General features: G+C 72.0%; 20 protein-coding genes. 11 read left to right on the forward strand and 9 right to left on the reverse strand.

Annotated elements, in window-relative coordinates:
- Positions 1–1916, reverse strand: a 1916-nt coding sequence (locus tag G6O68_RS25390) for a sigma-70 family RNA polymerase sigma factor (protein ID WP_165251469.1), incomplete at its 3' end; no start/stop codon positions are given.
- 242 nt (positions 1917–2158) lie between these two features.
- On the opposite strand from G6O68_RS25390, the gene G6O68_RS25395 reads away from it, so the two are divergent.
- Positions 2159–4345: a DUF1254 domain-containing protein gene (locus tag G6O68_RS25395; protein WP_165251470.1), complete on the forward strand. Its 2187-nt coding sequence runs from the start codon at positions 2159–2161 to the stop codon at positions 4343–4345.
- Between the two features lie 38 nt (positions 4346–4383).
- Here the strand turns inward: G6O68_RS25395 and glsA are convergent, their stop codons facing one another.
- The 4 genes from glsA to G6O68_RS25415 form a co-directional block, all read right to left on the reverse strand.
- Positions 4384–5379, reverse strand: a complete 996-nt coding sequence (glsA, locus tag G6O68_RS25400; RefSeq protein ID WP_165251544.1) for a glutaminase A — start codon at positions 5377–5379, stop codon at positions 4384–4386.
- 115 nt (positions 5380–5494) lie between these two features.
- Complete coding sequence (locus G6O68_RS25405; protein WP_165251471.1) at positions 5495–6265, reverse strand: MinD/ParA family ATP-binding protein; 771 nt, start codon at positions 6263–6265, stop codon at positions 5495–5497.
- A 75-nt stretch (positions 6266–6340) separates the two neighbouring features.
- Complete coding sequence (locus G6O68_RS25410) at positions 6341–6847, reverse strand: FHA domain-containing protein (RefSeq protein WP_165251472.1); 507 nt, start codon at positions 6845–6847, stop codon at positions 6341–6343.
- Positions 6848–7052: 205 nt separating this feature from the next.
- Entirely contained in the window at positions 7053–8504 is a 1452-nt protein-coding gene (locus tag G6O68_RS25415) for a mandelate racemase/muconate lactonizing enzyme family protein (protein WP_165251473.1), read from the reverse strand.
- A 238-nt stretch (positions 8505–8742) separates the two neighbouring features.
- On the opposite strand from G6O68_RS25415, the gene G6O68_RS25420 reads away from it, so the two are divergent.
- Both G6O68_RS25420 and G6O68_RS25425 read left to right on the forward strand, forming a co-directional pair.
- Positions 8743–10104: a Gfo/Idh/MocA family protein gene (locus G6O68_RS25420; RefSeq protein WP_165251474.1), complete on the forward strand. Its 1362-nt coding sequence runs from the start codon at positions 8743–8745 to the stop codon at positions 10102–10104.
- A 13-nt stretch (positions 10105–10117) separates the two neighbouring features.
- On the forward strand, positions 10118–10501 hold the full coding sequence (locus G6O68_RS25425) for an iron chaperone (RefSeq protein WP_165251475.1): 384 nt from the start codon (positions 10118–10120) through the stop codon (positions 10499–10501).
- 79 nt (positions 10502–10580) lie between these two features.
- Here G6O68_RS25425 and G6O68_RS25430 read toward each other — a convergent pair whose 3' ends face one another.
- On the reverse strand, positions 10581–11927 hold the full coding sequence (locus G6O68_RS25430; RefSeq protein WP_165251476.1) for a DUF1552 domain-containing protein: 1347 nt from the start codon (positions 11925–11927) through the stop codon (positions 10581–10583).
- A 5-nt stretch (positions 11928–11932) separates the two neighbouring features.
- Complete coding sequence (locus G6O68_RS25435) at positions 11933–14890, reverse strand: DUF1592 domain-containing protein (protein ID WP_165251477.1); 2958 nt, start codon at positions 14888–14890, stop codon at positions 11933–11935.
- A 438-nt stretch (positions 14891–15328) separates the two neighbouring features.
- Here G6O68_RS25435 and G6O68_RS25440 point away from each other — a divergent pair, with 438 nt between their 5' ends.
- From G6O68_RS25440 to G6O68_RS25450, 3 genes are read left to right on the forward strand one after another with little or no spacing between them, the layout of a single operon-like run.
- Positions 15329–16264, forward strand: a complete 936-nt coding sequence (locus G6O68_RS25440; protein WP_240911504.1) for a glycosyltransferase family 2 protein — start codon at positions 15329–15331, stop codon at positions 16262–16264.
- 53 nt (positions 16265–16317) lie between these two features.
- A complete protein-coding gene (locus G6O68_RS25445; protein WP_165251478.1) occupies positions 16318–16677 on the forward strand; it encodes a lipid-A-disaccharide synthase N-terminal domain-containing protein in 360 nt (119 codons plus the stop codon).
- Positions 16678–16713: 36 nt separating this feature from the next.
- Positions 16714–18261: a hypothetical protein gene (locus tag G6O68_RS25450; protein ID WP_165251479.1), complete on the forward strand. Its 1548-nt coding sequence runs from the start codon at positions 16714–16716 to the stop codon at positions 18259–18261.
- A gap of 129 nt (positions 18262–18390) precedes the next feature.
- Here the strand turns inward: G6O68_RS25450 and G6O68_RS25455 are convergent, their stop codons facing one another.
- Both G6O68_RS25455 and G6O68_RS25460 read right to left on the reverse strand, forming a co-directional pair.
- Positions 18391–19296 (reverse strand): hypothetical protein, encoded by a 906-nt coding sequence (locus G6O68_RS25455; RefSeq protein WP_165251480.1) that lies wholly within the window; start codon positions 19294–19296, stop codon positions 18391–18393.
- Positions 19297–19629: 333 nt separating this feature from the next.
- Entirely contained in the window at positions 19630–20598 is a 969-nt protein-coding gene (locus G6O68_RS25460) for an aldo/keto reductase (RefSeq protein WP_165251481.1), read from the reverse strand.
- Positions 20599–20823: 225 nt separating this feature from the next.
- On the opposite strand from G6O68_RS25460, the gene G6O68_RS33015 reads away from it, so the two are divergent.
- The 5 genes from G6O68_RS33015 (at position 20824) to G6O68_RS25485 (ending at position 24104) form a co-directional block, all read left to right on the forward strand.
- Positions 20824–21114 carry a DUF2171 domain-containing protein gene (locus G6O68_RS33015; protein WP_165251482.1) on the forward strand — a complete coding sequence of 97 codons (291 nt, stop codon included), beginning with the start codon at positions 20824–20826 and terminating at the stop codon, positions 21112–21114.
- An 80-nt stretch (positions 21115–21194) separates the two neighbouring features.
- Complete coding sequence (locus G6O68_RS25470) at positions 21195–21392, forward strand: hypothetical protein (RefSeq protein WP_165251483.1); 198 nt, start codon at positions 21195–21197, stop codon at positions 21390–21392.
- A 350-nt stretch (positions 21393–21742) separates the two neighbouring features.
- Positions 21743–22441, forward strand: a complete 699-nt coding sequence (locus G6O68_RS25475) for a PEP-CTERM sorting domain-containing protein (RefSeq protein ID WP_165251484.1) — start codon at positions 21743–21745, stop codon at positions 22439–22441.
- A 226-nt stretch (positions 22442–22667) separates the two neighbouring features.
- Positions 22668–23519, forward strand: a complete 852-nt coding sequence (locus tag G6O68_RS25480; RefSeq protein ID WP_165251485.1) for a DUF1223 domain-containing protein — start codon at positions 22668–22670, stop codon at positions 23517–23519.
- A 33-nt stretch (positions 23520–23552) separates the two neighbouring features.
- Positions 23553–24104 carry a peroxiredoxin family protein gene (locus G6O68_RS25485; RefSeq protein WP_165251486.1) on the forward strand — a complete coding sequence of 184 codons (552 nt, stop codon included), beginning with the start codon at positions 23553–23555 and terminating at the stop codon, positions 24102–24104.
- The last annotated feature ends 6 nt before the right edge of the window (positions 24105–24110 follow it).

The following is a 24110-nucleotide window of genomic DNA, read 5'->3' on the forward strand; positions in this document are numbered from 1 at the left end:
TCGGGGAGTTCGCGCGGGAAGTAGTTGTTCCAGTCCAGGACCTCGCCGCCCGATCGGGTGATCAGGAACCAGAGGAACTGATCGCGCCTGGGGCCCGGCGGGAGGAACCGGACCGAGCCGTCGACCAGGCCGACGACGAGCCCTCGGGGGTCGCTCACCTCCAGCGCGGGCGCGTGGTCGTAGGCCGCGGCGAGTTCGCCCGGCTTCGTCCATTCGACCGCCTCGGCGGCGATCGCCAGGAACGCGGTGTTGGAGGTCCCGTCGGTGATCTCGCCGATCCAGACGCCCTGGCTGGGCGAGTCCGCCCCCCCTGACAGGGCCCCCGCAGGCCCGCCGGGCATCATGCCCATCATGCCGGCCCCCATGCCCCCCATCATGCCCGAGTCCATGCCCATCATGCCCATCGATCCAGCCCCGTCCGGCAGGGAGGATCGAGGATCCGCTGCGAGCCGCTCCGGATTCGGGGCGACGGCCGGCGGATCTTCCTCCCGCTTTGGAAGTGCCTCGCCCAGGCCCCCCGCACCACCCATCCCCATCGTCCCGCCGGAGCGAGTCGCTGCTCTGCCCACCCCTGGCATCCGTCCGCCGGTCCCCTTCGTCGTGGGGCGAGGGCCGCGACTCATCCCCTTCATCACGCCGGGCCCCATGCTGCCCATCATCCCGGCGCCCATGCCCCCCATCATGCCAGATTCCATCGAATCGGAAATCGGGCCGAACATGGAGCCGGGGGAGGAGAAGCCGCGGAACCGCGTCCAGCCTTGCGGCGTCGGGTCGCCGGGGATCTGGAAGACGGCCGGCATGCGCGCGAGGAGCGTCTTGTTATGGGGGCTGTCCCAGGGCTCGTCGAGATGGAACTCGTTGTAGAGTTCCTCCTCGCCGAGGCTGGGCAGGAGGGCGACGCGCCAGCTCAGATTCGGCCGGCCGTCGGGGCCGAGGATGGCGGCCGCCGGAAAGCGGCCCTCGAATCTGTCCGGATAGTCCTGCAGCGCGATCAGGATGCGTTGCAGGTTCGCCACCTTGACCCGGGCGTCGGCGTCCGGCGGGGGGGCGGCGGGGGCCTCGGGCGGCGGGTCGGCGGTCCAGGCGGGGGCGGAATGGCTGAGGAGGCCAAGAAGGCCGAGGCCCCCGGCGAGGGCCAGGGTCGCGAGGAGGGCTTTGGAGAACATGGTCGAGGAGACTCCCTGGGTCAGGACCGCGACGGCGGGCGGGACCGGGCCTTCGGCCGCGATCGTCGCCAGGGTCGCTCGGATCAAGGCCGACGACGCGGGGGACGCGAACGATTCGGCCGACGCCGCCGCCAGGGCTGCCGCCGGCGCGACGCCCCGCCGGACCAGCCGGCCCCGTAGGGCGTCTCTCGCACGCGAGAGGCGGCTCTTGACGGTGCCGACCGGGCAGTCGAGTCGCCGGGACGCCTCCTGTTCGGAGGCCCCGCCGAGCAGGCAGAGGATCAGAACGTCGCACTGGGCGGCCGGCAGCCGGGCCAGCTCGGCGTCGACCACGCGGCCCAGGTCGGACCACTCGGCGCGGGCGTCCTCGCGGGCGGGGACGTCGTGCGCGAGCGGTTCGGCACGGCGGCGGTCGGAGCGGGCTCGGGCGCGGGCCCGCAGGCAGACCCGCCGGGCGACGCCGTAGAGCCACGAGGCCAGGCGCTCGCGGTCGCGGAGCTTGCCGCCGTCGCGGGCCAGGACGAGGAACGTCGCCTGGAAGGCGTCGTCCGCGTCGTGAGGATCGCGCAGGAGCCGCCCGCAGACGCCCCGGACCATCGGCCCGTGCCGCGCCAGGATCGACTCGAACGCCCCCTCGTCGCCGGCGGCCAGGAACCTCGCCAGCAGCTCGCCGTCGGGGACGAAGGTCGCCCCCCGGCGAAAGAGCTGGTCCAGATCCCGGGCGAACGCCCCATTCCCGCGCCTGTCCATGCCGGCCCCCTTCGCTGGCTCGTCCGCTTCCGCAGAGGCAGTGCCCCGGCCGGCCGCCCGGGTTCCAGGAATCTCGGAAAAGTCCCGGATCCGAGCGTACCGCGCGCGGCCGGGGGAGGATCGGCGGATTACGACCGGCTTCCTTTGACACGCCCGCTCCGGCGTACTCTGAATCAAGCGTGGTGTCGCGCTCTGCGTGGTCGCGCGCCCCGACGAGGGGGCGGAACGAAAGAGGTGTCGTCGTGAGCCCGTTCGATGGGATCGCCGCCGTGTGTCGGAGCGTCGTGGGCGTCAAGGGGCGGGGCCGGTCCGCGAGGGGGGGCCGCCCGAGGTCGGCGGCGGCCTCGCTGGAGGCGCTCGAGGTCCGCACGCTGATGACCGCGTCGCACGGGATGAGGGGGATGGCGGCCGGCGGGGCGATGAACCCCGAGGTCATCGAGGCGCTCGCGGCGGAGGCCTACGTCTGGGGGCTCGCGCCCGAGTTCGCGCAGCGGTTCTCCACCTACAACACGATCCTCAGCGTCCCGTTCAACCAACTGGAGTACGGGACCACCCCGGCCGCCTGGAACAACGACGCCACCAACGCCGGCGACGCGTCGGTCGTCTACATCAACGGGTTCACCGACTTCACCAAAGCCCCCGCGCTGGTGCTCACGGTGCCGCCGTCGAGCGACCAGTACTACGTCGTCAACTACCTGGACGACTACCTCAACACCATCGGCAGCATCGGCACGCGGACGACCCCCTCGGATGAGCCGACCTCGTACCTGCTCGTCGGCCCGAACTCGCCCTACGCCCGCCGCCAGACGGTGACGATCCGGGGCTTCGAGTACCGGGTGATGGCCTCGGACACGAACGTGAACTGGATGCTGATCCGGATCGGCACGAACACCCTGGCCGACGCCTCCGACCCCCAGTCGGTCCCGAACGTCCAGGCGAACGTCGTCCAGAAGTTCGCCCTCAACACGCTGGACGAGTTCGAGAAGAACGGCCACCAGCCCGCCTTCCCGACGAACTACGACGCCGGATCCTCGCCGACGCCGGAGCAGGTGGAGCGGGCCGCGCCGTATCAGAACACGCCGACGAACGCCGTGGAGTTCCTGAACCAGCTCGGCCAGTCGGTGAGGAAGAACCCGATCCCCTCGCGGACCACGGCGCTCTCGGGCACGCCGCTGCGGCGGCTCCCCGCGTGGGTCGTCCCCCAGTACGGCGCGAAGGACCGCTACATGGTCCCGTCGTTCGGCCAGCAGGGGATCCTCAAGCTGCTGGGCCCGATCGGCCTCTCGAAGAACGGCTACCGCGTCCCCCGCAACTGGGGCCCGGCGCAGCTCGAAGCCCTCCAGGCCGGGTTTGAGGCCGGCCAGCAGCGGCTCGACGCGTTCATCTCCTCGCAGGCGGCCACGTCGAGCACCAACTACTGGACGATCCTCAACACGATCATCGGCACCTATCCGAACAACGAGTTCGGCTACCTGTTGCGCTCGACGATCGTCCTGAACGGCGGCTCGGCCAACGTCCCGGCGGACGCCGTGTATCCGGCCATGGCCAGCTATCAGGGGACGACGCCGCTCGACGGGAACGAGACCTACACGATCACGTTCACGCCCCCCCAGGCCGGCCAGCCCTTGCCGGCGGTGGGGATCCTCCCCCCGCTCGTGACCGACGCCCAGGGCGACCCCGAGGGCTTCTGGTCGATCACGCTCTACCAGCCCGACCCGACGGAGGTCGCCGCGCCGTTCCTGAGCCAGGCGAGCGTGCTGAACACGGCTTATTCGACCGCGGACACGGCCGTCGTCTCGGTCGACGCCGCGACCGACGTGCTGACCGTCGCCGCGCCGAGCTGGGGGAACATCATCGCCAGCACGCCGATCCTGTTCGGGGCGAACGCGGCCGAGTACGGCCTGTCGCCGAACACGGTCTACTACGTCGCCGCCGCGCCGACGTCGACGACCGACCCGACGACCGGGCAGACGACCTACTCGTTCCCGATCTCGACGCAATGGCTCCAGACGCTGTCGGCCGGGAACGTGCCGATCCAGGACTCGGGCGCGGCGGGAGCGATCGTGGACCTGGCGTCGCCGGCAGGGGCGTCGCCGCTGACTTACGGCATGGTGAAGCCGGTCTCGCAACTGGGGTCGATGCAGCTCACCGCCGGCCAGATGCAACGGAACGCCGACGGCTCGGTGACCATCGGGATCGGCCCCACGCTCCCGGCCGGCGTCGCCGCGACGAACTGGATCCCGACGCCGTCGACGGCCTACTTCAACGCGCTCTACCCGGGCGCCACGGTCAGCACGGCGCTCCAGCTCATCATGCGGATGTACTACCCGACGCCGGGGAACACGCCGCCGTCGATCCTGCCGTACGACTCGGGCTCGACCCGGCTGCCGGAGAGCTACATCCCGCCGGCCGTCGTGAAGGTGAGCTGACCGGGCCGGGGCCGGCGGCGGATCGCTGCGTCGACCGCTCAGCCGCCGCGACGGCCGGGGCGGATCTCGTCGAGCAGCGCGGGGCCGGCGTGGCCCGCTTCCAGGATGTGCAGGCCAAAGCGCTCGGACAGCTCCTTGCAGACCAGCACCCCGCGCACGCTGTTGCCGCGCTCGTCGAGCGGCGGGGAGTAGACGCCGATGCCCGCCACGCCGGGGATCACGGCGACGATCCCGCCCCCCACGCCGCTCTTGGCGGGGATGCCGATGCGGAAGGCCCACTCGCCGGCGAAGTCGTAGATGCCGCACGAGAGCATGATGCTCAGGACGTCCTTGACGTAGCGGGCCTCGATCGCGCGCTCGCCGGTCAGCGGGTTGACGCCGCCGTTGGCGAGGGTCGCGCCCATCACCGCCAGGTCGCGGCAGTCGACCAGGGCCGAGCACTGCTGGAAGTACAGCTCCAGCGTCTCGTCCACGCGGTCCTCGATCATCCCGAAGTTGAGCATCAGGTGGGCGATCGCCCGGTTGCGGTGGCCGGTCGCGCGCTCGGAGAGGAACGTCGCGCTGTCGACGAAGACCTCGCGGCCGACGTAGCGGCCGAGCATGGCCAGCAGCCGCTTGAAGCGGTCGGCGTGGTCCTCGCCCCGGATCAGGTCGGTCGTGGCGATGGCCCCGGCGTTGACCATCGGGTTGAACGGCCGGTTGGTCGCCTCGTCCAGGACGATCGCGTTGAAGGCCTCGCCGGTCGGCTCGACGCCGACCTTCGCGAGCACCCGCTCGCGGCCGTGGTCCTCCAGGGCCAGGCCGAAGACGAACGGCTTGGAGACCGACTGGATGCTGAAGAGGCGCTCCGCGTCGCCGACGTCGAACCGCAGGCCGTCGGCCGTGACCACGCTGATCCCGAACCCGGCGGGGTCCGCGGTGGCCAGCTCCGGGATGTAGGTGGCGACCCGGCCGTCGGCGACCGTGGCGTACTTGCGGTGCAGCTCCTGGAGCGTCGCGCGGAAGGGGGCGGCCGCCGACTTCATCTTGCTCATCAGGGCGTCGAGGTCGCCGCGGTTCGATTCTTCGGCCACGTTGCGTCCGCTCCGGGTTCGCGAGGGGGGGGAGGGGGGTGCCGGGGCCGGTCGGGCCCGGCGCGACGGGTTCACGTCACGAGAGCAGTCGGGAAGCCACCTGGCGGAGGCCCTGGGTCAGCGGATGCCCGGGATATCGGGCGGCGAAGACCCCGGCGCTCCCCAGGCGGGCGATGTCGTGGTCGAGCGGCAGCATCCCGATCACCGGGGCCTTGAACCCGGCCTCGACCTGGCCCCGCAGCAGCTCGACGTCCATCCCCGGCGGCACCTTGTTCACCAGGACCCGCAGGTCGTCGACCTCCAGCCGGCGGGCCAGCTCGACCGTCACGGCCGTCCCCTGGAAGTCCTGGCTGTCGGGCCGCATGATCAGCAGCAGGGTGTCGGACAGGGCGATCGAGAGCAGGGTCTCCTCGTTGACGCCGGGGTGGGTGTCGATGAACAGGTAGTCGAGCCCCAGCTCGCGGATCAGGGCGCGGAAGCCGTCGGTCAGCAGGCCGACGTCGTAGCCCTCGCTGAGGACGCGGGCGATCTCGCCCGCCCGGGCGCTGGAGGGGATCAGCAGCACGGCCCCCGGGGCCTCGGACGGCCCCTCGCCGGGCCCCGCGGGCGGGGTCACGTCGTGCGCCGCCTGCTCGATCCGGCAGCGGCCCCAGAGGAAGTCGTTCAGGGTGAACTCCATCGCCTCCTCGCGGAGCCCGAAGACGACGTGGATGCCGGGCGAGTGGATGTCGGTGTCGATGACCCCGACGCGCTTGCCGGCGCGGGCGATGAGGGTCGCCAGGTTGGCGGTGGTGTTCGATTTCCCGGTCCCACCCCGGAACGAGTGGACGGAGACGATTTTGGCCATGGATGCCTTCGACGCTTGGGTGATCGGCATGCGGGGAGGTTGGTCGGGCTTCGGGGTCGCCGCGGCGCGGCGCGATCAGGGCTCGGCGGGGTCCTCCGACCGCGAGGGCCGGAGCCGCCCGAGCGATTCCTTGAGGCTGCGGAAGTAGTCCCCCCGGCTGATCTCCTCGACCTCATCCCGGAGCCGATCGGCGTCCAGGACGAGGAGGGGGTGCTGGTCGCGGTCGTGGGCCAGGGTCGACTCGCCGCAGGCCGGCTCGGCCTGGGCGTCGAGCCGGAGGAACGGGCCCTTGGCGCCCAGGCGGAAGACGAAGCCCTCCAGCGCCCGGGGGTCGAGCCGGAGGCTGAGGAACTTGCGGGGCCCGCAGTAGATCCCCTGCGGGCTCACCACGGTCAGGAGCCAGCCGTCGCCGTCGGCGGTCAGGAAGACGTGATCGCGCGAGACGTGCTGGTCGGCCACCACGACGTCGTTGTCCGTGGACCGGCCGATCCGGATCACCGGGCGGGCGTCGAACGACCAGTGCTGGCGCGGGGCGCCGTCCGGCGAGTCCAGCAGGACGAGGCCCAGCCTGGGATTCTCCACGAGCGAACCCTTCCTGTCGCGAACCGCCGCGCGGGAGCCGCCCCCGGGGGCCGCGCGGCATGGCACGGCGGCCCGGCCGGTCGGCCGGCCGTTCCGAATGGGGCGTCGAATCGATCGGTCGCCGCCGATCTCGTGGAGAGGACGTCGAGGATAGGAGAAAGATGTGCCGGTTTCAAGGGGGTCATCGCGGCGATCCCCGGCGTGGTCAGACCGCGCCCAGGCCGGGGCCGGTGAGCAGGCCGGTCTCCATCGTGCCGTCCTTGACGACGAAGAGGCCCGGCAGGCGCGACTCCCAGGCGCGGTTGGCCTCGGGCATGTACTGGCGGGCGTTGGCCTCGATCGCCTTCACGCTGGGGATGTGGGCGGAGAGGCCCGCGGAGTGGACCAGCGACGCCCCCGGGCAGGTCAGGTCCTGCACGCACAGGAACATCCCGTACTTCTGCGCCGCCGCCGCCAGCAGGAGCGCGTGGCTCTGCCCCTTGCACGCCTTCAAGGCCGCCCCGGTGTACCCCCGGTCGCGCGCCTTCAGCAGGCTCTCGTGGTCGGTCAGCGACTCGTCGGCCACGACGGGGAGGAGCTTCGCCGCCTCGTCGAGCGCGTGCGGGGCCGAGGCGTCCAGGTCCCTCGCGGTCGGCTGCTCGATGTACTGGATGCGGGCGAAGCCGTCCGGGGCCTCGCCCTTGACCCGGCGGATGAACTCCAGCAGATACTCGACGTTCGGGGCCTTCTCATTGAAGTCCAGCGAATAGACCCACCCCGAGACGCCCCGGCGCGCCTGGGCCTCGGCGGCCGTCCGGTCGACGTGGAGGACGCGGGCGACGTCCCAGTCCTGGTCCTCGCCGTTGAGCTTGATCTTGATGTGCGTCAGGCCGTCGCGGGCGATCCACTCGGGGAGGGTCTCCGGCAGCCCGTCGCCGACCGGCTTCTTCACGTCGGCCGCGACGACCGGGTCGACCGCCCCGACCAGGTGGTACATGGGCATCCGGGGCTTGGGGTCCGCGCTGACGTACCGGTCGAGAAACTCGCCCCGGAACTCGGGGCCGAGGTACGCGCCCAGGTCGTCGGCCAGGAAGTCCGGGCCGTAGGTCCGGTAGCAGCTCCGGCCGTGGGCCTTGCCGAAGGCGTCGTGGATCGCGGCGTCGAACGGGCTCGCGGCGGTCAGCGTGCAGAGCTTCGGGATCGGCTCGGGCAGGCCGAGCGAGGCCGCCACCTCGACGGCCGCCTTGAGGAATTCCGGGTCGAGATCCCGGTTGATGTTGATCGGGTGATCCGTCCCGCCATGGCCGGCGGTGATCGCGGCGACCTTCTCGGCCAGGGCCTTCATGGCGCCCAGCGTGGCGTCGTAGGGGAGCTTCTTCGAGGGGAACGACCAGACGTTCCCCATCGGCATCGACCCGAACCCCTTCGCGACGCGGCCGTCGCGGGTCTCGACGACGCAATGGACGTTCAGGATCGTCGCGCGGTCGACGACCGTCCCGCCGAACTTGATCGGCGTGCGGTAGAGGTAGTCCTCGTAGCCGAAGGAGACGTCCTTGACGCGGACGTCGGTCGGCCTCGGGACGATCACCGCCGCTGCGCGGCCGCTCGACCCGTTCAGTCCGGCCAGCGAGGCGAAGGCCGCCGCTCCCAGGAAATCGCGCCGAGTCGGATTCGTCATGGGTCGGTCCCGTCCGGTTCGAGTGGGGTCGATGCGCATCGCCGGCGGACGAGTCGCCACGCCGGCAACGCCCACTCTGCCAGGCGGGGGAGGGGGGGGCAAGGGGCGAGAGCCGCGGCCGCCCGGCGACGGGCCCTTGCGTCGCCGGGCCGTCCGGGCGATGCTCGGGCGGGGACCTCCGGGGCCGGGCGGTCGTCGCCCGGGCGGGGCCTCGCCGATCGACTGCGGGGGAGATCCGATGTCCGACGATTCGACGACGGTCCCGGGGGCGGGCCTTTCGCGGCGCACGTTCCACAAGGCGGCGCTGGCGGCGACGGCCGGGGCGTTCGCGGCGCCGGCGGTGGTCCGGGGCCGGAACCTCAACGAGAAGCTGGCGATCGCCTGCATCGGCGTGGGCGGGCGCGGGGGGTCGAACCTGGAAAACGTCGGCCACGAGGAGGTCGTCGCCCTCTGCGACGTCTACGACGCGGCCGTCGCCCGCGCCGCCGACGCCCACCCTCGCGCGAAGAAGTACAAGGACTTCCGCAGGCTGTTCGACGACCTCAAGGGGTACGACGCCGTGGTGGTCAGCACCACCGAGCACACCCACGCCTTCGCGGTGCTCCCGGCCTTGCAGATGGGCAAGCACGTCTACTGCGAGAAGCCCCTGAGCCACGACGTCTGGGAGGCCCGGCTGATCCGCGAGGCCGCCGCCAAGGCGAAGGTCGCCACCCAGATGGGGACGCAGATCCACGCCACCGACAACTACCGACGGGTCGTCGAGCTGGTCCAGGCCGGAGCGATCGGCGCGGTGAAGGACGTCCACGTCTGGGTCGGCCGCGCCTGGGGGCGGCAGTCGCCCGAGGACGCCAAGGCCAACGGGGACATCGTCTCCGTGACCGAGCGGCCCGCCGATTCGTCGCCGATCCCGGCCGGGCTGGACTGGGACCTCTGGCTCGGCCCCGTCGCCGAGCGGCCCTTCCACGAGGTCTACTTCCCGGGGCCGAAATGGTACCGCTGGTGGGACTTCGGCAACGGCACGATGAGCGACCTGGGGAGCCACTGGATCGACCTGCCGTTCTGGGCCCTCAAGCTCAAGGCCCCCAGCACGATCGAGGCCTTCGGACCGCCGCCGCACGCCGAGATCGCCCCCGCGACCATGAAGGCGGTCTACGAGTACGAGGCGAAGGACGACCAGCCGGCCGTCCGCCTCACCTGGTACCAGGGGGCCATGAAGCCCGAGCCCTGGTCGACCGGAGCCATCCCGAAGTGGGACAGCGGCGTCCTGTTCGTCGGCGAGAAGGGGATGCTCCTGTCCGACTACGGCCGCCACTTGCTGCTCCCCGAGGACGAGTTCCGCGACTACAAGCGGCCCGAGCCGACGATCCCGAAGTCGATCGGCCACCACGCGGAATGGATCCACGCCTGCAAGACCGGCGATGCGACCACCTGCAACTTCGAGTACGCCGGCTGGCTCACCGAGGCCAACCACCTGGGCAACGTGGCCTACCGCGTGGGCCGGAAGCTCGAATGGGACGCCGACGCCCTCAAGGCGACCAACGCCTCCGAGGCCGAGCCCCTGATCCGACGCGACTACCGCCCCGGCTGGTCGCTGGGCTGACGGAGGAAGGGAGATGAAAGCCGAACCGCCGGCCGATATCGACGCCTCCATCGCCGGGGCCGCGCCCGAGGTCCGTCCGATCCTGGAGCGGATCCGCCGGACGATCCGCGACGCGGCCCCCGAGGCGACCGAGACGATCAGCTACCGGATGCCGACCTTCATCCAAGGCGGCGTCCTGATCCATTTCGCCGCCTTCAAGAATCACATCGGCGTCTATCCGCCGGTCTCCGGCGACGCCGAGCTGCAAGCGGCCCTGGCGCCCTTCGCCAACGAGAAGGGCAACCTGCGATTTCCGCTCGACCGCCCGATCCCCTACGACCTCATCGCCCGAATCGTGAAGCATAAGCTGGAGCAGAACCTGGCGAAGGCGGCGAAGGGCCGATCGCGGCGGACGTGAGGCGGCCCGCCTCGCGGATGAGACCGCAAGCCCTCCCCCGGTGGGGGAAGCGGAAACAGGCGCATCTCGAAGGCTCTCGTCACAGCCCCGCGAGGCGTTCGTCGGCGTCGCCGAAGCGGTCGAGCTTCACGCCCATGCGGTCCATGAGGCCGAGGTACAGGCTGCAAAGCTTGCGGTTCTCGTCCCCCTTGTCGGCGTAGTCGAGCACGCGGCCGGTCTGGAGCGTGCCGCCGAGGCCGCCGGCGAGGACCAGCGGGACCCTGGACGCGTCGTGCTTGGTGCCCGACCAGAGGCTGTTGGTGAACAGCAGGCACGTGTTGTCGAGCACCGTCCCATCGCCCTCGGGCATGGCGTCGAGGCGGGAGGCGAGGTAGGCGAGTTGGCTCACATAAAAGCGCGTCACCCGCTCGTAGGCCTCGGAGCGGTCGTCGTGCGAGGCCCCGTGGTGCGCGGCGCTGACGTCGAGGAACGGGTAGAACAGGCCCGAGATGTCGCGGCAGAGCAGGAGGGTGGCGACGCGGGTCTTGTCGGTCTGGAAGCCCAGGGCGATCAGGTCGCACATCAGCCGCATGTGCTCGCGGACGTCCTCGGGCAGGCCGTTCTCGGGCCTGGGCATGGTCAGCGGGGCGCGGCCGCGGTCGGCGGCGCGGGCGTCGCCGGCGTCCTTGTCCTTCCGCATCGGCACGACCCGGCGCTCGACCTCGCGGACGCTGGTCAGGTACTCGTCCAGCTTGGCGCGGTCGCCCGCGCCGACCTTCTTGCTCAGGCCGGCGGCCTCCTCGCGCACGCGGTCGAGGATGCTCTGGTTCCGCCGGCTCCCCCGGTTGTCGAACAGGGCGTCGAAGGCGAGCGACGGGTACACCTCCATCGGCACCGGCGACGTGGCGCTCCGCCAGGAGATGTGCGAGCTGTAGGCCATCGAGAAGTTCGTCTCGTGGTACCCGGTGATCGGCTGCTCGCACCCCAGGACCAGGCTCGGCTGGTCGGTCGCGTCGCCCAGGCGCGCGGCCAGCACCTGATCGACGCTGACGCCCCCCTTCAGCTCGGCCCCCTTCCGGAGCGCCGCGCCCGAGAGGATGTTGCCGGTCTGCCCGGGGTGGATCCCCACGCCCAGCGCCTGCTTGTTGAACAGGCCGTCGATCACGTTGATCTTCGATCGCAGGGGCGCGAGCGGCTCCAGGCAACGGCCCAGCTCCATCGACTCGCCCGAGCCCTTCGCCCACCACTGGTCCGGGTTGACGCCGCATCCCATGAACAGCGCGGCGAACCGCTGCGGGGCCTGCGCCGTCGAGGCCCCCGCGACGGCGCGGGGCGCGAGCGACTCCAGCCAGGGGAGGGCCACCGTCACGCCCGCACCCCGGAGGAAGGCCCGTCGCGAGGCGCCCCGGCGGTCTCGGTCACGTCCCGGCTCGGTTGCGTCGTGCATCGCGTTCACTCCGTGGGATCGGCTTCGAGCCGCTTGTTCCGAAACTGGGGGCTGACGACGATCGCGTCGACCAGCGCGCCGAAGCGGCCGCCCTCGGCGGCCAGGCGTTCGCGCATCGATTCGACCGTCGCGTCGTCCGACGGGATGAGGCTTCGGCCGAGGGCGTAGGCCAGCAGCTTGCGGGCGAGGTTCTCCTCGAACTCCTCGCGACGCTGCGACTTCAGGTAGGCGCGGAGCCCTTCGACTCCCTCGCCCTCGCCGCCGCGCGGGAAGCTCGCGCGGGCGTCGATCGGCCGGCCGCCGAGGTCCAGCTTTCGGGCCTCGCCGACGGGCCCGTAGCCCTCGAACGCCAGGCCGATCGCGTCGAAACGGTCGTGGCAGACGGCGCAGGCCTGGTCGGCGCGGTGGCGGGTCAGGGTCTCGCGCAGGGTCAGGTCGCCGAGCTTCGATTCATCGTCCGGCAGGTCGGGGACGTTCGCGGGGGGCGCGGGGATGTGCTCGCCCAGGAGCCGCCGGACGACCCAGTAGCCGCGCTTGACGGGGCTCGTCCGCAGGCCCGGCGAGTTCCGCGTCAGGAAGACGGCCATCGGCAGGAGCCCGCCGCGGCCGTACGGGGCGGCGTCGTCCACTCGGGCCCAGCCGTCGGGGCCGGGGTCCTTCGGCGTGTGCATGCCGTAGTGGCGGGCGAGCGCCGCGTCGACGAACGTGTGCCTGCCTTCGAGGAGCGACGCGACCGGGCGGTCGTTCTGCACCACGTCCAGGAGGTACCGGACCGGCTCCTCGAACATCGACCGCCGCAGGGCGTCGTCGAACGTCGGGAACCGGCCGCGGTCGACGCCGTTGTGGTCCTCGAACCGGCGGAAGTCCAGCCAGGCGCCGCCGAACTCCGTCGCCAGCCCGCGAACGCGGTCGTCCCGGAGCATCCGCCGGGCCTGGGCCGTGAGCACCTCGGGCTCGCGCAGGTCGCCGGCCTCGGCGTGCGAAAGCAGCTCCGCGTCGGGCATGCTCGCCCAGAGGAAATAGCTCAGGCGCGAGGCCAGGTCGTGGCCCGAGAGCGGGCGGACGGCCGCGCCTTCGCCTTCGCCCGGGAGGTCGACGCGGTAGCAGAAGCGTGGGGAGAGGAGGAGGCTGACCACCGTGTCGCGCACGGCGTCTTCGTGGCCCAGGCCGTCCTGCTCGCGGAGGGTCCGGTAGAAGTCGGCCACGCCCCGGCGGTCCTCGGCCGAGAGGGGGCGGCGGAAGGCGCGTTCGGCCAGGTCTTGCAGGGCCTCGACGTGGCGGGGCTCGGCCTGTCGGCGGTCCTCCTCCACGCGACGGATCGACTCGGCGATGATCCGGAACTGGTCCTCGATGGCGCGAAGGGCCGTGTCGTGCGCGCCCAGGCGGCGGGCCTTCGCCAGGTAGGCGTCCACGAGCCGGCCGAACTTCGGCTCGGAGGCGGCGTCCTTGTCCTCGGCGCGGACGAAATCGAACGCGGGGTCGCCGCGCATGAAGCCGGTCTCCGCGCGCTCGTACCAGAGGTAGCTGGAGAACTGCCGCATCGGCGCGCCGGTGACGAAGTCGAACTCGCGCCAGAGCCGGTCCAGCTCCGCGCGGCCCTCCTCGTCGAGCATCAGCTCGTACAGCGGACCGTCGTCGCGGAAGTAGCCGGTCATGCTGTGGAACCCGGCGCTCAGCAGCCGCCCGGTGTTCCCCTTGTCCTCGCCGTCGAGATAGACCCGCGACCGCTCGGACACGAAGAAGGCGTCGGGGAAGGCCCGGCAGAACCGCTCGAAGCCCGCCTCGTACCGGGCGAGGTCTTCCGGGGCGTCCGGGGACGTCAGCGCCTGGGCCGCGTCGCCTTCCAGGCCGAGGTCGGCGGGACGGACCTTCGCGCCGCCGCCGGCGTAGCGCATGCGGTTCTCGGCGAGCCGGCGGTTCTTCCAGAGCACGAACGGCTGCGTCCCCGCGCTGATGCCGCGGGCCTTGAGGCTCTCGACCTCGGGCGTGAGCCGGCGTCGGAGGTCGACCGCGAAGTCCCGCATCCGCTCGCAGCCGGCCCGCGCGGCGGCCTCGTCGTCGGGGAGCGCGAGCCAGAGCGCCCGGAGCGCGGCGATCGGTCCGGCGTGGGCCTCCCCGTCGTTCAGCAGGGACCAGACCGTCGCCAGGTACTTGCGGCTGAGGCCCGCCTCGTCGGCGAAGGCGTCCCGCGGGGCGTCGGCGCGGCCCAACTCGGCGCGTCGACGATAGCGGTGGGCGGCCAGGAAGTAGTCCGCGTAGTCGACCTTCTGGCGGTTGTAGAAGGCGATGACCTGATTGACGCAGTACTTGTCGCGGTCGGTGTCGGCGAGGCTCGGGTGGGGGGCGAAGGCCAGGCCGTCCGGCTTCAGGATCAGGTGGTCGGCCACGCGGCGGGCGGCGTCGAGGTACTTCCCCGCCAGGGCCGGCGACATGGCGAGCGACTCGGCCGAGTTGTCGAACCCGGCCTCGTTCGCCGGGTCGACGGGGAACTCCTTCGTCGGCCGCAGGTCGACGCCGGTCAGGTCGCGGATCGTGTTGTCGTACTCGGCGTTGCTCAGGCGGCGGGCGAGGACCCGGCCGGGGTCGCCAGCGTTCCGCGAGGCCTCGGCCCTGCGGAGCGAGCCGACCCAGGCGACGACCGCCGCGCGGGCCTCGTCGGTCGGCCGGGCCTTGGAGCGGGCGGGGGGCATCGCGCCGGTTTCGAGCTGCTCCCGGACCAGCTCCCAGCGCGGGAGGTCCTTCGCGGCGGCCTCGGCGGTGAAGGAACTCAGGTCCAGGTCCCCCTCCGGCTCGTCCGCGCCGTGGCACTTCAGGCAGTAGGCCTCCAGGAACGGGTGGACCGTCTCGCGGAACGCGTCCCGCGCCGGCTCCGATCCGCCCGGCCCGTCGTCGGCCGTCGCGAGGGCGGCGGCCAGGCCCAGCAGCAGGCCGGCGAGGATCGCCCGGGGTCGAGTCTTCCGCATGCCGCTTCCCTTCCCCCTCGGCCGAGGCCGGTTGAACAAGTCTCAAGCCTCCCCAGCATGACCCAGGACGCGGGAGGGAATCAAGGCATTCTCCTTCGTTGAATCGCCGCGATTTCGCTTCGGCGGCCGGCCTCGGATCGCCGATACCTACTTCTGATGGACTCTCCGACGCCCGGGACGAGCGACCCGGCGGGCGGGCGAGGTTGACAGGAATCGCGATTTGCGGGATGAAAGGCGGATGATCCGCCCCGGCCCTCGCGCGGGCGTCGGATCTCGGGACGCCCCCGCACGTCTTGAACCCGAAGGAGTCGGACCCCGGCCGGACGCCGAGGACGGCTCGCGGGACGGGGCGTCCCCGAGCCCGGAGGTCCTCGACCTCGCGCCAGGTCCCGCGACGCGCGGCCTGGTCGGCCCATTCGACGAGCAAGGAGGTTCGCCGTGACGCCCAATCCCCCGGGACGGCCGCACTTCGCCGACGCCCCAGGCCGAGACCGCGAACGCGACCGCGACGCCTCCCGATCCTGGCGGCTCGACGGCGCCCTCGCGGCCGCCGCGGCCCACGACGCCGCGCCGCCGTTCCTGTCGGTGGTGGTCCCCAGCAAGGACGAGGCGGCGGGGCTGCCGCGGCTGGTGGCCGAGATCGCAGCCGCCCTGCGCCCGCTCTGCCGCCGCGAGGAGCCCCGCGCGACCCGCCTGCGCGGCTTCGAGATCCTGATCATCGACGACGGCTCGACCGACCACACCCCGCGCGTCCTCCGCGATCTGGAGTCGGACTACCCCGAGCTGCGGCCGATCCGCCTGCGGGCGAACGTCGGCCAGTCGGGCGCCACGGCCGTCGGCTTCCGTGCGGCGCGGGGGGCCTGGATCGCCACCCTCGACGCCGACCTGCAGAACGACCCGGCCGACCTGGAGACCCTCTGGCGCCTCCTGCCGGGATACGACGCCGCCCTGGGCTGGCGCGCCGAACGCCGCGACAAGTGGAGCCGGCGCGTGGTGAGCCGGTGGGCGAACCGGGTGCGCAACGCCGTGCTCGGCCAGTCGATCCGCGACACCGGCTGCTCGGTCCGGATCTTTCGTCGCGACATGGCGGTGCGGCTGCCGATGTTCCAGGGGGCGCATCGGTTCCTCGGCCCGCTGTTGATCCGCGAGGGGGCGCGGGTGGTCCAGGCGCCGGTCAACCACCGGGCCCGGCCCCACGGGGCCTCGCACTACAACTTCCGCAACCGCTCGTTCCGCGTCGTGGTCGACCTGCTGGGCGTGGCCTGGCTGATGCGTCGGCCGCTCCGTTACGAGGCGTTCGAGCCCCGCCCCCTCGAACCGGCGGTCGCCGCCGACGAGGCGTTCGACCGCCGCCGCGTCGGCGAGGCGGCCTGACCCCTCGGGCGCGCGCCCGAACTCACACGAGACCGAAGCCGAAACCGAATCCTATGTCGAACGCCTGGAACTGGATGATCGTGGGTTTCGTGGGCCAGGCCCTGTTCACGGCGCGGTTCGTCGTGCAGTGGATGGCGTCGGAGCGGTCGGGGAGGGTGGTGGTCCCCTCGGCGTTCTGGTGGCTGAGCATCCTGGGGGCGTTCGCGCTGCTCTCCTACGCGATCTCCCGCAGCGACCCGGTCTTCGCCGTCGGCCAATCGATGGGCGTGGTGATCTACGCCCGCAACCTGATGATCGGATCGCGCGAGGGGGCGAAGGCCGAGGCCGGCCCCGACGACGTCGGGCGGGCCGCGACGCCCGCGCCCCACTTCCGCGCCGAGACCGCCGCCGGGCCGAACGCCCGGCGCGCCTGAGACCCGCGTCCGTCCGCCGCCGAGGGAGAGTGATCGATGTTCCCGTTCGCCAACAGAGACGGCCGCCCGGGCCCCCGACGGCCCGTCGCCGCCCGCCTCGCGCCGCCCGAGGCGCTGGAGGACCGGCTGGCGCTGAGCACCGCGGCCGCCGCCTCGCCGGTCGTGCTCGAATCGGCCACGACCGTCGATTCGAAGAGCGTCGTCGTCACGTATGGGGCCGACCCCACGGCCCGCGCCGGCGCCCCGCTCCGGTTCGGCGTCTACCGCTCCGCCGACGCCTCGTTCGACCCGTCCGACGTCCGGGTCGCCCTCTACGACGCCCCCTCGTCGGCGACGACGCCGGGCTCGCACGAGCTGACGATCCCCGTCGACGGCGGGCTCCCGATCGACGTCGCCCGGCCCTACGTCCTGGTCGTCGCCGATCCCGACGCCCCCGGCGCGGCGGCCGACCCGGCTCGTTCGGCCTCGTTCCGCAAGTTCACGCTCGGCGTCGTCACCCACGGCGGCATCATCAACAAGAGCTGGACCTACGGATCGCCCTGGCAGCTCCAGATCGGCCGGCTGATGGAAGACGAGGGCTACGACGCCGTCATCCCCTTCAACTGGATCGACGAGAGCCACCAGCCCGGCCACGCCGCGCCCCAGGGCGCCAAGCTGGTCAACCAGATCCAGCGGGCCCTCGACCAGCTCCCGGACGACACGGTGGTGGACCTGCACATGATCGGCCACAGCCAGGGGGCGCTGGTGAACGCCGTCGCCCTGGCGCGGATCGAGGAGTCCACCCCCGTCGAGCTGCGCGGCGGCTGGATCCAGGCCACGCTGCTCGACCCGCACGCGGCCAACAACTACGTCCCGGGCCAGATGAGCACGTCCGTCAACCCGGTCGGCATCCTCGCCCGCGAGATCGTGTCCGACTACCAGGCGCGGGCCAAGGACCCGACGATCTCGATCCCGGCGAACGTGGATCAGGTCGAGGTCCTCTACCAGCACACCGACGTCCGCGACATCCACAAGATCTACACCAGCGGCTACAACCTCTGGGGCCAGGTCCCGGTCCCCAGCCTGGGCGACGCGCCGGTCTATTACTACAACCTGACCCGCACCAGCGCGACCCACAGCGGCGCGACCGGCGTGCAGTTCTGGTATCGCAACTTCATCGCCACGACGCTCGCCGAGCAGGCCCCGCTGCTGACGGACCTGCGCCTGGAAGGCCGCCTGATGAACGCCTCGCCGTCGACGTGGACGCCGGCCACGACGACCGAGCAGAGGGCGTGGGAGAACTGGGGCCCGGATATGGTGGTGCCGGGAGACCGCCCGAGCTTCTCCGGCACCGCGGCCCCCGGCGCGACGGTCCGGGTCTACTACGGCCCGACCGTCGACCTGGGCGAAATCCGCGCGTTGGAGGTGACCACGGCCGACGCGAACGGCGACTGGTCCGTCACCTCCGACCGCCCGCTCCGCGACGGCCGCTTCCGCGCCGTCGCCATGGCGTACTCCCCCGAGCACCACACCCGTCCCGCCTTCGCCGTCGTGAGCATGACCCCCATGGGCCGCTTCTGGATCGGCGGCGACCCGCGGGCGTGATCCCCCATCCCCGGGTCCACGGTCGTCCATCACCGCCCGGATTCGAGGGGATGCCGCGAGGCGAGAGCGACGCACCGACAACTTCCGAGAGCGGCGTTCGGGCCGCGGTCCTCGCCGGCCCTCGCGCCGTCAGGAGGGCGGGGGGAGGGCCGCGGAGAGGTCGCCCCGGAGGAACGCGGCCTCGGGGATCCGGGTGTAGCAGTCGGACTCGAACGCCGAGACGACGCCGAGGGAGACGGCCGACCATTTCAGGAGCGGCTTGAGGCGGCGAGGGATCGGCAGGCGATGCTTGAGGCTGCGTCGACGCTTCGTGAAGCCGTGCGAGTCGAACCACTTGTCCGACTCCCACAGCACGGCGTAGTCGCTCTGCTGGGGAGGGGACGCGAAGGCCTCGACGTCGGCCGTCTTGCGGGCGATGGTGCAGATGTACGTCGGGACCTGGTTCCTCAGCTCGACCCGGCGGCCGATCCGGGCGGGGTCCTTGGAGGCGTACCAGGCGTCGTCGTAGGGGGCTTCCTTCAGCAGGACGATGGGCGGCTCGTAGCCGTTCTCGGGCGTGAAGCAGCGGAAGATCAGCTCCGGGCTGATCTGCCAGAAGCCGTGGCCCAGGAAGTTGTTGCCCGCCGTGACCTGGATGAACCAGCCGCCGACGCGGACCATCTCCATCATGCTCTTCAGGGCCTGGGGGGCGTTGAAGACGTGCTCGATGGTCCCGCCGTCGAACACCACGCCGAACCGGTTGCGAAGCTCGGCCGGGATCGGCTTGTTGAGGTCGTGGACGACCTGCGCCCCCTCATAGTCCGAGTGGTCCATCGCCCGGGGGTTCACGGCCCCCAGCTCCTCGAAGAACGGCTCGGCGAAGCCGGGGGGGAACGCCGAGGCGTCCTTCCCGCTGCCGAGCGCCTTCAGGACGCGGTCGAGCGTCTCGCGCGCCGGGTAGAAGTTCTGCCTGCCGATGGTCAGCAGGTCGTGGAAATCCACCCCATGGCGCCTCGCCGCGCCCAGCAACTGCACCGCCGACGAATCCAACCCCATGCTCTGCTCCCGGCGTCGGGCCCGCGGGGAGAACTCGCCGGGGCCCGAGCCTTGGCCCGGTCACCCCCGGCGCGGCACCGCGGACGTAAAATCAAGCGTTCAACATTTACCAGTTCTCGAATGCGGCCGCAAGCGCGTCGAACGCCCCGGTCCACCTTCGCGCGGCCCCGCACCGCGTCGGACGGGGAGCCGGACGGACGGGCGGCGCGGGTCGGCGAGGTAGAACTCCCTCGTTCCTTCGAAGAGCGGACGCGGACGGCGACGCCACGCGACCCTGAGCGTAACAGGCCGCGCCGCCCGTCATCAATGCGAACCCGGGGGACCCGGGCCGGGTCAGGCGTCGCGGTGGTCGCGGAAGAAGTCGAGGACGGCGGCCTTGCGCTCGGCGGTGATGGAGTCGTTGAGCCGCCGGCGCTCGTCGGGCGGCATCGGCGCGAAGGCCCGCGCCAGCTCGACGTTGCGGTCGATGAACTCCAGCTTCGGCATGCCCAGGCTCGCCAGGCTGACCGGCAGCGACAGCGAGTAGGCCAGCAGCTTCTCCACCGGGGCCGCGTCCAGGATCTGCTCCTGGGCGAAAACCTTCATGGCGACGATCCCCAGGCCCTTGCGCACGGCGACCGGCAGGGCCAGCTCCTCGAAGCTCCCCTCGGCCATCGGCGTCGCCTTCATCCCCCCCTTGGCGTCGGCCATGCGGGCGCCCGCGGCGTTCAGGGCCATCTGGGTCGCGTCGAAGTCGTGACGCTCCAGCGCCGTCTTCAGGGCGGCCGGAGCGGCGTGGCACGAGATCCCCACGGCGCGGACGACCTTCTGGTCGCGGGCCTCGTAGAGCGCCTCCAGCACGCCGCCCGGTGCCTCGGCCTTGGCCAGGTCCTCCGGGCCCGAGAGGGCGTGGATGTGGACGACGTCCAGGCGGTCGGTCCTCAGCCGCTTGAGGCTCAGCTCGATCTGCCGCTTCGCGTCGTCGCCCTTGCGCGCGCCGAGCTTCGTCGCCAAGGTCACCTTGTCGCGCCACTCGGGGAGGATCCGGCCGATCCGCTCCTCGCTCTTGCCGTCCCCGTAATTGTGGGCGGTGTCGATGTAGGTGATCCCCAGGTTCAACGCCCGGGTGAGCGCCTCGAGCGCCTGGTCTTCCTCGTACATGAGGAACCGGCTGCCGGAGCCGAAGCCGAGGATCGAGACCTGCATCCCCGTCTTGCCGAAGGGGCGGGTCGGCAGCTTGGGGGCTTCGCCCGCGCCGAGGGCCGGGGCGACCGCGGCCCCGACGGCGGCGGCCTGGATGAACTGGCGTCGGGAAAGGTCCATGGACGGCTCCTCGCTCGCGGACGCGGAAGGCTCGGGATGGGTCGGGGGGACGGCGGACGCCCGCCTCGGCCCGCAATCCTAGCCGCTCCCGGCCCCCCGGGCCAGCGTCCTGAGGCGACGTCCCCGGCACGCCGATTGCGTCCCTTTCATGATCCAAGACCCCGACGACGATCCCGCCGCGCGGCGGGGTGTCCTCGAAATCGACGCAAACCCCAGGAGAACACCATGAACCACGACCCCAATCATCCCGACAAGTCGGCCGCGTCGCTGGACGAGAGCACCGGCGCCGTCGGCTCGCCCGCCGACATCCGCGAGCACATGGAGGTCTACGCCTCCTGCGGCACCAAGGTCGGCGTCGTCGACCACGTCGAGGGGGACTCGATCAAGCTCACCAAGAAGGACAGCGCCGACGGCCAGCACCACCGCATCCCGATGGCCTGGGTGGCCAAGGTCCACGACCACATCCACCTGAGCAAGGATCACAGAGAAGTCCAGAGCCAGTGGCAGTCGGCCTGATCAGGCTCGCTGGCGAGCGGACCGGGGACGCCCCGGCCCGCGTCGACCGGCCATCGCCCCCATCCGAGAAGGAGCCCCCGATGCCCGACCAACCGGTCCCCGACGCGATCCCCAATCCCGACCCGCCCCGGCCCGCGCCGGCCCCGGGCCCGGACTTCCCGACGATGCCCAGGCCCGAGGAGCCCCGCTCGCCGTTCCCGGCCCACCCGGAACCCTCGCCCGGCTCCCAGCCCCAGCCTCCCACCACCCCGCCCGCGCCGACCGGCCCCACCTCCTGAGCCGACCGCCCCCTTCCGGCGACGCCGCCGCGAAGGACCCCGGCCCCCCCTTCGCCCTCGTCCCCCGGCGATCACCGCGGCTCCCGAGCCCGAGCGGGCGATACGTCGGTCGTCCGCGGCCGGCCTGCGGAATCCTGCGAAGCGTCTCGAAAAAGCGACGCCCTCACGCCCCGCGTCGCTCCCGGCCGGCGCGGGGCGTCTTCCATCATCAATCCATGGAATCCGCGTTACGGCGGGAAGATCGGACGTAGTGTCCATCGAACGGAGCTTCGGAACGGCTCCGACGACGCCGCCTCGTCCGGTCGGGGCCGACCGGGGGGCCGCTCCTCGCCCGCCACCAAGGAACCCGCATGCGCAAGACCACCCCGCTCGCCGCCTTGCTCGCCATAGCCTTGACGGCCGCGACCGCCGGCCGCTGCCCCGCCGCGCTGATCATCGGCGACCCTTCCGCCAGCTCCAGCAAAACGGGGGCCACCTACTCGGTCGACCTCCAGGTCGCCGCCGTCGACGCCAACAACGCCACGCTCACCTTCGTGGTGAGCAATCTGACGCCCGCGGGCGTCGGCGGCTACCTGACCGCCTTCGTCTTCAACAACCCGGGCACGATCACCAGCGCCAGCCTGAGCAGCAGCTCGGTCGCCGGCATGAAGGACTTCTACTCCACCAACAACGGCGTCAACGGCCAGCCGTTCGGCAGCTTCGACTTCGCCGTGGGGCTGACGACGGCCAACCAGAACAACGTCTTCGAGGGGGGCGGAGCCCCCGCGAACGGCCTGGCGGCCGGGGGCGTCGGCACGTTCGTGATCGCGATCGGCGGCACGGGCGTCGGCTCGCTGACCGCGGACGACTTCGTGAACAGCCTGAGCACCGGCGGCGAGTTCTTCGTCGCCCGCTTCCGCGGCCTGACCGGCGGCGGCAGCGACAAGGTCCCCGGCCTCGTCAGCCGGCCGGTCGACCCCGCCGCCGTGCCCGAGCCGGCCTCGGTCGCGCTGATGGGCCTGGGCGTGGTCGGCCTCGCGGCCGTCGCCCGCCGCCGCCGCGTCGGCTGAACCGACGACGAGCCCCGATCGCCCGATCGCCCGCCGTCCGGGACCTCCCCGGCCGACGGGCCGCTTCGGTTTCGAAGGAGCCCCGCCGGGGCCTCGTCGAATATCCCGGCGGCGGCGGGCGTCTCCTCATCCGCCGCGACCGAGGCGCCCGATCGGCCGCTCGCGGCGGCGGGGCGATGGGATCGCCTCGCGATCCGGCCAGGGCGCGAGGCCCCGGGAGACGCCCATGATCCGACGACGACCGTCCCTGCTCGCGATCCTCCTGGCGGGCCTCGTTCCGCCCGCCTTCGCCGCCGACCCCGCGCCCGACCCGTCCCGGCGTCTGGTCCTCGTCGAGCTCTACACCTCGCAGGGCTGCGACATGTGCCCGGCCGCCGAGGAGATCCTGGGCCGGCTGGCCGAGCAGGATTCGCGGGTCGTGCCCGTCGCCTTCCACGTCGACTACTTCGACAAGCCGTGGAAGGACGTCTTCTCGGACCCGATCTACAGCCAGCGTCAGATGGTCTACAACGACGTCTACACCAAGCCCAAGCCCGAGTCGTACGGGCTCTATTACACGCCCATGCTGATGATCGACGGCGTGCAGTCGGTGAACGGCCGCGACCCGGCCGCCGCCGCCGCCGCGATCCGGGCGGCCCGCCTCCGGGCCCCGGCCGTGAAGCTCGACGTGGACCTCGACCTCGCCGCCGACGGCCTCTCGGCCAGGAGCGCGATCCGCGTCACCAGGCGCTCGAACCGCCTCGGCAAGTCGCCGATCCTGCTCTGCGCGGTGCTCCGCGAGGACGGCGTGAAGACCGACGTGGAGTCGGGCGAGAACGGGGGCAAGACCCTCGTCGCGCGGTTCCCGGCGCGTCGCATCGAGCACGACGACGTCGAGCTGAAGGACGACCTCCCCGTCGCCCGGGAGTTCACCTTCGCGATCGACCCCTCGTGGGATCGCGACAAGCTGCGCCTGGCCGTCTTCGCCCAGGACAAGCGCACGGCCGCCGTCCACCAGGCCGTCGACCTCCCCTGGCGATCGACGACCGACTCCAGGGCCGCGGCCCCCGAAGCGAAGGCCGCGCGGCCTTCCCGCTGATCGCCCCGCCCCCTCTTTCCAGGAACCCGCACGATGACCCTTCGCCTCGGCCTCTCGTCGATCGTCCTTTTGGCCCTCGCGCCCGCGTGCCTCGCCGCCGCTCCTCCGCGAAAAGGGGAGCCGGCGACGGACTTCGCCCTGAAGACCCTCGGGGGCGAAACGGTCGAGTCGAAGTCGCTGCGGGAGAAGGGCCCGGTGGTCCTGGTCGTCCTCCGGGGATGGCCCGGCTACCAGTGCCCGGCCTGCTCGGCGCAGGTGGCCGACCTGATCCGCAACGCCGGGAAGTTCGAGGCCCGCAAGGCCCGGGTGGTCCTGGTCTACCCCGGCCCGGCCGACGGCCTGAAGGCCCACGCGGCCGAGTTCGAAGGCGGCAAGGGCCTGCCGGCGGGCTTCCAACTGGTGATGGACCCCGACTATTCCTTCACCGAAGCCTACGGCCTGCGCTGGGACGAGGCGGGCGAGACCGCGTATCCTTCGACCTTCGTGATCCGGCCCGACGGCAAGGTCGCCTACGCCAAGGTCAGCCGCAGCCACGGCGGCCGGGCGAAGGCGGGCGAGGTCCTGGAAGCCCTGGGCGGCGAGTGAGGCGTC

Origin of the sequence: Paludisphaera soli (assembly GCF_011064595.1) — a bacterium.
GTDB classification, from domain to species: domain Bacteria; phylum Planctomycetota; class Planctomycetia; order Isosphaerales; family Isosphaeraceae; genus Paludisphaera; species Paludisphaera soli.